Source organism: Achromobacter sp. 2789STDY5608621, from assembly GCF_001299375.1.
Lineage (GTDB): Bacteria > Pseudomonadota > Gammaproteobacteria > Burkholderiales > Burkholderiaceae_B > Achromobacter > Achromobacter insuavis.
This window is the reverse complement of record NZ_CYTU01000003.1, coordinates 210823-218078: the sequence shown is the minus strand read 5'-3', so window position 1 is coordinate 218078 and position 7256 is coordinate 210823. Positions and strand designations below refer to the sequence as shown.

The window sequence follows — 7256 nt, the reverse complement described above, 5'->3', positions numbered from 1 at the left end:
GTCGGCGGAATTACTTCTTGCGCGCCGCGATGGACTTCTCGGCCAGGTTGACCAGGTCTTCGCCGATCTGCTTCTTCCACTTGTCGTAGACGGGCTGGGTGACCTTGGCGAAGGCGTCATGCTCGGCCGGGCTCAGCGAGGTCACGGTGACGCCGTGGCCCTCGATCTCCTTGAGCAAGGACGGATCTTCCGGCGTGACGCCCTTGCGCGCGATCACGATCTGCTGCTTGCCGGCGTCCAGCGCGGCCTGGCGCACGATGTCGCGGTCCTTTTCCGACCATGAATTCCAGACTTCGCGGTTGACCACGAAGATCAGCGGATCGGCCACGTAGTTCCACAGCGTCAGGTACTTCTGGCCGACGGTGTAGAGCTTGGATCCGGTGTAGATCGACAGCGGGTTCTCCTGGCCATCGACCGCGCCGCTGGCCAGCGCCGGCTGGGCGTCGGCCCAGCTCATCTGGGTCGGGTTGGCGCCCAGCGCGGTGAACGTGTCGATGTACAGCGGCGAGCCGACCACGCGCAGCTTCATGCCCTTCATGTCCTCGGGCCGCTTGATCTCGCGCTTGGAGTTGCTCAGCTGGCGGTAGCCGTTTTCGCCCCAGGCCAGCGGCACCACGCCGGCCTTCTCGATCAGCTTGAACATCTCCTTGCCCACGTCGCCCTGCACCAGCGCGTCGATGGCGGCGTAGTCGGGCATCAGGAAGGGCAGCGAGAACAGGTTGAGCTGCTTGATCTGCGGCGACCAGTTGATGGTCGAGCCGACGGCCATGTCGATCACGCCCTGGCGGATGGCGGTGAATTCGCGGGTCTGGTCGCCCTGCACCAGCGAGGTGCCGGGGTAGACCTTGATGTTGATGCGGCCCTGCGTGCGCTCGCGCACCAGGTTCGACCAGATCTCGGCGCCCTGGCCCCACGGGAAGGTGGTGCCGACGACGATGGAGAGCTTGTATTCGGGCTTGTAGTTCTGCGCCTGCGCCGCGGCGGGCAGGCCAACCACGGCGGCGGCGCACAGGGTGGCGCCGATCAGCTTGCGGAAATTCATGTTGCGTCTCCTCTCTTTGCGGGTCTGTCTGTTGTTGTCATGAATGCATGCCGGGCGGGTTGCGTCCGGTTCCCTCAATAGCCCAGCTTGCGCGGCAGCCACAGCGCCAGCTGCGGGAACACCAGCACCGCCACCAGCACCAGGAACATCGCGCCCAGCAGCCACACCACCCAGCGCACGGTCGATTCCATCGGCACGCGCGCGATGCGGCACGACACCATCAGGTTGACCGCCAGCGGCGGGGTGAACTGGCCCAGCGCCACCTTCAGCGTCAGGATCACGCCGAACCACACCGGGTCCCAGTTGTAGGCCTTGGCGATCGGCATCAGCAGCGGCACGAAGATCAGGAAGATGGAGATGCCGTCCAGGAACATGCCGACGGTCATCAGCAGCAAAATCAGCAGCGCCAGCACGCCCCATTCGCCCAGCCCGGAATTGACGATGGCGTGGGTGATCGGGTCGATCACGCTGAGCGTGGACAGGGCCCAGGCGAAGATGCCGGCCAGCGTCACCACCAGCATGATCACGGCCGACAGCTCGGCCGCCTCGCGCAGGATCACGTACAGGTCGCGCAGCTTGATGGTGCGGTGGATGCACATGCCCACGAACAGGCCGTAGAACACCGCCACCACGGCCGCCTCGGTGGGCGTGAACCAGCCCATGCGCATGCCGCCCAGGATCAGCACCGGCGCGGCCAGGCCCCACGAGGCCTCGCGCAGGCTCTTCCAGAACGGCGGACGCGGCAGGTGCGCTTCCAGCATGCCCATCTTGTGCTTGCGCGACAGCCACACGGCCGGCACGATCAGCGCCAGGCCGGCCAGGATGCCGGGCACCATGCCGGCGGCGAACAGCGCCGGCACCGAAGCCTCGGGCACCAGCACCGAATAGATGATGAAGGCCACCGAGGGCGGAATCAGGATGTCGGTGGCCGCGCCCGCCGCCACCACCGACGCCGAGAACGGGCCCGGGTAGCCGGCGCGCGACATGGCCGTGATCATCACCGCGCCCACGGCCGCGGCGCAGGCCGGGCCGGAGCCCGAGATGCCGCCCAGGAACATGGCCACGGCGATCGACACCAGCGGCAGCATGCCCGGGCCGCGCCCGACGATGGCGATGGCGAAATCCACCAGCCGCTTGGCCACGCCGGAACGATCGAAGATGGAGCCGACCAGCACGAACATCGGAATCGCCAGCAGCGGATACTTGGCCAGCCCGGCGTAGAAGTTCTGCGGCACGGTCAACAGGCCATACCAGGGCGTGTCCAGGTTGGACAGCACGATGGCCACGGTGCCGCCGATGCCCAGCGCCACGCCGACCGGCACGCCGATCAGCATCAGCGCGATGAAGACCGCGAACAGGATGCCGGCGATCATGCCTGGCCTCCGTCGGCCTTGGGCAGCGGCGCTTTCCACAGGCGCCGCAGCGTGCCCAGCGTGCGCAGCGAGATGGCCGCGGCCATCACCGGCAGCCAGATCGAATACCACCAGGTCGGCACGCCGATGGCGGGCGAGGTTTCTTCATAGATGTACTCGTCGGCCACCAGCTTGACCGATAGCACCGTCAGCAGCACGAAGAACGCCAGCACGCAGGTGTTGGAGATCAGCGCCATGATGCGCTGGCGCCGCGGCGAACCGTTGTCGGCCAGGATCTCGATGCGGATGTGATGGTTGCGCACGAAGGCGACGCTGCCGCCGGCCATGGTCAGCACGATCAGCAGGAACACCGAGATCTCCTCGGTCCACGCGAACGACTGGTCGGTGAAGTAGCGCACCAGCACGTTCAGGAAGGTAATCAGCGCCAAGGCCGCCAGCAGGATCACGGCCAGCCAGTCCTCGATGGCCAGCGGCACTTTCACGGCGGGATCTGTTTCGGCGGGGATGATCGGTTCGACAGGCTCGACGGGGGCTTCGGGGCGTGACATGTGAGGCGATGGCCAGCGCGGCGGGGCGCGTTCCAGGTATGGGGTCGCTGCATCCTACCGTCGGGGCAAGAGGGTGGGTGTTCGTGTTTTCCCGCGCTGCGGTATGGGTGCAACATGGTGCGTCGCAATACGTCGGCCGCGCGGGCCCGGTCTTCACGGCTCATAACCCGCGACGGCGGCAGGGATTTAAGCGCCATATTGCTGTGCAGCAGGTCGGTCGTTGCGTCGCGGAATTCTTTTGTAACAATGACCGAAGCAGGACGAATTCGGGCCAGATCGGGACGCGGGTGTGCTTCCGTCCGGGAAAACCCGCCAAGCGGGGTAAAATCCTCGTTTTGCTTCCCTCCTTATACGGCGCCCGCATCGTGTCCCTTGTTCAGCATCTGCCTGGTTCCTCCGTCCTGTCCTCCTTTCGTCGTGACCGCCTGCTGGCGCAATTGAAGGAAGCCGGCCTGCCGGTGGCCGACATTTCCGCCCGCTACGAGCACTTCGTCAGCACCGACGCCGCCCTGACGGCCGAGCAGCAGCAGCACCTGACCCAATTGCTGGACTACGGCACCCCCGCCACCGGCGAGGCGCCGGCCAAGAGCCTGGCGCTGCTGGTGATCCCGCGCCTGGGCACGATCTCGCCGTGGGCCAGCAAGGCCACCGACATCGCCCACAACTGTGGCCTGTCGGCCGTGCACCGCATCGAACGCGGCGTGCGCTACGTCATCACCCCGGAACGCGGCCTGCTGGGCGCCAAGTCGTTCGACGCCGACATGCTGGCGCGCGCGGCCGACTGCCTGCACGACCGCATGACCGAAACCGTGGTCGACGCCGGCTTCGACGGCCAGGCGCTGTTCCAGCCGCTGGCCGGCAAGCCGATGCGCACGGTCGACGTGCAGGCGCGCGGCGCCGCCGCCCTGGTCGAGGCCAATATCAGCCTGGGCCTGGCCCTGTCGGACGACGAGATCGAATACCTGGCCAAGTCGTTCAGCGACCTGGGCCGCGATCCCACCGACGTCGAACTGATGATGTTCGCGCAGGCCAACAGCGAACACTGCCGCCACAAGATCTTCAACGCCCAGTGGGTGATCGACGGCCAGGAGCAGCCCAACACGCTGTTCGGCATGATCCGCGCCACCCACAAGGCGCAGCCGGAAGGCACCGTGGTCGCCTACTCGGACAACGCCGCCATCATGGCCGGCGGCCCGGCGCAGCGCTTCCAGGCCGGCGTGCCGGGCGTGACCGGTGAGGGCGTCGACGGCGCCCGATACATCCGCCGCGACACCACCGTGCACACCTTGATGAAGGTCGAGACGCACAACCACCCGACCGCGATCGCGCCGTTCCCCGGCGCCTCGACCGGCGCCGGCGGCGAAATCCGCGACGAAGGCGCCACCGGCCGCGGCTCCAAGCCCAAGGCCGGCCTGACCGGCTTCACCGTCTCGCACCTGCGCTTCGACGACGCCACGCAGCCCTGGGAAGCCGACCACCACGGCCTGCCGGACCGCATCGCCACGCCGCTGTCCATCATGATCGACGGCCCCATCGGCGGCGCCGCCTTCAACAACGAATTCGGCCGTCCCAACCTGCTGGGCTATTTCCGTTCGTTCGAGCAGACCGCCGGCGGCACCCGCTGGGGCTACCACAAGCCCATCATGATCGCGGGCGGCCTGGGCAGCATCGACGCCGGCCTGACGCACAAGGACGTGATTCCCCCCGGCGCGCTGCTGATCCAGCTGGGCGGCCCGGGTTTCCGCATCGGCATGGGCGGCGGCGCCGCTTCCAGCATCAGCATGGGCAGCAACTCGGCCGAACTCGATTTCGACTCGGTCCAGCGCGGCAACCCCGAACTGGAACGCCGCGCCCAGGAGGTCATCGACCGCTGCTGGCAGCAGGCCGAGAACAACCCCATCATCGCCATCCATGACGTCGGCGCGGGCGGCCTGTCCAACGCCTTCCCGGAGCTGGTCAACGACGCCGGCCGCGGCGCCATCTTCGATCTGAAGCGCGTGCCGCTGGAAGAATCCGGCCTGTCGCCCGCCGAGATCTGGAGCAATGAATCGCAGGAACGCTACGTCCTGTCGATCCTGCCCAAGGACCTGGAACGCTTCGACGCCATCGCCCGCCGCGAACGCTGCCCCTACGCGGTGGTCGGCGTGGCCACCGAAGAGCGCCAGCTGCGCGTGGTCGACGGCGAGGGCCTGCCCGGCCTGGACACGATCCGTCCGCAGGGCGAGGCCGAGGTGCGTCCGGTCGACGTGCCGATCGACGTCATCCTGGGCAAGCCGCCGCGCATGACGCGCGACGTGCGCCGCCTGCCGGGCGTGTCCGAGCCGCTCGACCTGGCCGGCATCGACCTGACCGAAGCGGCCTACCGCGTGCTGCGCCACCCCACGGTGGCCAACAAGTCGTTCCTCATCACCATCGGCGACCGCACCGTCGGCGGCCTCTCCAGCCGCGACCAGATGGTCGGCCCGTGGCAGGTGCCGGTGGCCGACTGCGCCGTCACCCTGGCTGACTACCAGGGCTTCCGCGGCGAAGCCATGGCCATGGGCGAACGCACCCCCATCGCCATGCTCAACGCGCCGGCCTCCGGCCGCATGGCCGTGGCCGAGGCCCTGACCAACCTGGCCGCCGCCGACGTGGCGCGCCTGGAAGACATCAAGCTGTCCGCCAACTGGATGGCCGCCTGCGGCGTCGACGGCCAGGACGCCGCGCTGTACGACACCGTGTCGGCCGTCAGCGAGCTGTGCCAGGCCGCCGGCCTGTCGATCCCGGTGGGCAAGGACTCGCTGTCCATGAAGACCTCCTGGGAACAGGACGGCGAGCAGCGCCAGGTGGTGGCGCCGGTGTCGCTGATCGTCACGGCCTTCTCGCCGGTCGGCGACGTGCGCGCCAGCCTCACGCCGCAGCTGCGCACCGACGCCGGCGACAGCGTGCTGATCCTGATCGACCTGGGCCGCGGCCTGCACCGCATGGGCGGCTCGATCCTGGCGCAGACCTACAACCAGGTCGGGGAGACCGTGCCGGACATCGATTCGCCGGAAGCCCTGCGCGCCTTCTTCATCACCATCCGCACCCTGGCCGAGGCCGGCACCATCCTGGCCTACCACGACCGCTCCGACGGCGGCCTGTTCGCCACGCTGGTCGAAATGGCCTTCGCCGGCCGCACCGGCATCTCGGTCAACCTCGACATGCTGACCTTCGACCCGCAATCGGCCGATTGGGGCGACTACAAGATCCGTCCGGAACAGGTGGCGGTGCAGCGCGACGAACTGACGCTCAAGGCGCTGTTCGCCGAGGAAGCCGGCGCCGTCATCCAGGTGCCGGCCGCCCAGCGCGACGCCGTCATGCAGGTGCTGCGCGGCGCCGGCCTGTCGGCCCACTCGCACGTCATCGGCGGCCTGAACGGCGGCGACGAGGTCGAGTTCTATCGCGACGGCAAGAAGGTCTGGGGCCAGCCGCGCGCCGACCTCGGCCGCGCCTGGAGCGAAGTCTCCTACCGCATCATGGCGCGCCGCGACAACCCGGCCTGCGCCCAGGCCGAGCTGGACGTCTGGAACGACACGCAGGATCCGGGCATGAGCCCTAACGTGGCCTTCGACCCGCAGGAAGACGTGGCCGCGCCGTTCATCAACAGCGGCAAGCGCCCGCGCGTGGCGATCCTGCGCGAGCAGGGCTGCAACAGCCAGGTGGAAATGGGCTGGGCCTTCGACACCGCCGGCTTTGACGCGGTCGACGTGCACATGACCGACCTGCTGTCGGGCCGTGTCGACCTGGCGCAGGTGCAGGGCCTGGTGGCCGTGGGCGGCTTCAGCTACGGCGACGTGCTGGGCGCCGGCGAGGGCTGGGCCCGCACCATCCGCTTCAACAGCAAGCTGTCGGATCAGTTCGCGGCGTATTTCGCCCGCCCCGACACCTTCGCGCTGGGCGTGTGCAACGGCTGCCAGATGATGGCCGCGCTGGCGCCGATGATCCCGGGCGCCGAGCACTGGCCGCGCTTCACCCGCAACCTGTCCGAGAAGTACGAGGCGCGCCTGTCGATGGTCGAGCTGGCCAAGTCGCCGTCGATCTTCTTTGCCGGCATGGAAGGCGCCCGCATCCCGGTCGCGGTGGCGCACGGCGAAGGCTTCGCCGACTTCTCGCAGCAGGGCGACGCCGGCCGCGTGCTGGCGGCGGCGCGCTACATCGACAGCCGCGGCAACGCCACCGAGGCCTATCCGTTCAACCCGAACGGCAGCCCGGGCGGCCTGACGTCCGTCACCACCGCCGACGGCCGCTTCACCGTGATGATGCCGCACCCGG

Annotated in this window: 4 protein-coding genes; 1 reads left to right on the top strand and 3 read right to left on the bottom strand. The window is 68.5% G+C overall.

Features of this window, described 5'->3' with window-relative positions; translation table 11 throughout:
• Positions 1-10: 10 nt before the first annotated feature.
• The 3 genes from AOZ53_RS05070 to AOZ53_RS05060 form a co-directional block, all read right to left on the bottom strand.
• Positions 11-1042, bottom strand: coding sequence for a DctP family TRAP transporter solute-binding subunit (locus tag AOZ53_RS05070; RefSeq protein ID WP_054429820.1), 1032 nt, complete (start codon positions 1040-1042; stop codon positions 11-13).
• A 74-nt stretch (positions 1043-1116) separates the two neighbouring features.
• Complete coding sequence (locus tag AOZ53_RS05065) at positions 1117-2415, bottom strand: TRAP transporter large permease (RefSeq protein WP_054429819.1); 1299 nt, start codon at positions 2413-2415, stop codon at positions 1117-1119.
• Positions 2412-2963 carry a TRAP transporter small permease gene (locus tag AOZ53_RS05060; protein ID WP_054429818.1) on the bottom strand — a complete coding sequence of 184 codons (552 nt, stop codon included), beginning with the start codon at positions 2961-2963 and terminating at the stop codon, positions 2412-2414. Before AOZ53_RS05060 ends, AOZ53_RS05065 begins: the two co-directional genes overlap by 4 nt.
• 365 nt (positions 2964-3328) lie before the next feature.
• Between AOZ53_RS05060 and purL the strand changes: the two genes are divergently transcribed.
• A partial coding sequence (gene purL / locus AOZ53_RS05055; protein WP_054487216.1) for a phosphoribosylformylglycinamidine synthase occupies positions 3329-7256 on the top strand: 3928 nt, incomplete at its 3' end.

What these genes read in the sequence shown, in the direction of transcription:
- AOZ53_RS05060 (WP_054429818.1), bottom strand. Translation starts at nt 2,963, where the DNA reads ATGTCACGCCCCGAAGCCCCCGTCGAGCCTGTCGAACCGATCATCCCC.
- AOZ53_RS05070 (WP_054429820.1), bottom strand. Translation starts at nt 1,042, where the DNA reads ATGAATTTCCGCAAGCTGATCGGCGCCACCCTGTGCGCCGCCGCCGTG.
- AOZ53_RS05065 (WP_054429819.1), bottom strand. Translation starts at nt 2,415, where the DNA reads ATGATCGCCGGCATCCTGTTCGCGGTCTTCATCGCGCTGATGCTGATC.